Raw genomic sequence first — 420 nt, forward strand, 5'->3', positions numbered from 1 at the left:
GAAACTACAAACACTACAAGACGTGGTTTTAGGCCATACAGTTTTCAGCCTAGTTTCAAAAACATGCGCGCGCGACAAGGGAATTTTTTTGGACAGTACAAAAAGGCGATTTTTGTTTGGGTTTTTTCAACTTATGACGCCAAGCGCTTTTAGGCGCTCCTTTGTGTAGTTTTCGAATACCCAGGTATCGTAAACGGTGGAGTTCGATCTCTTTTTGGATGGGTTTTCGTAATTTTTTCTTTTGTTACCATCTTCTTTTTCGGAATTTACTTTGGTCATAGTTATACTTCTTTTTTTCATTTACCTAATAGTTATGTGTCCACACAAAATATAAATATTTTCGACGATTTGTTATACAAATGTAAAGGATATACCGTCAAAACCGAATAGATGCACAGCAAGGATGATGAAATAATGGAG

It is taken from the genome of Deltaproteobacteria bacterium, from assembly GCA_011773515.1.
Lineage (GTDB): Bacteria > Desulfobacterota > Deferrimicrobia > J040 > J040 > WVXK01.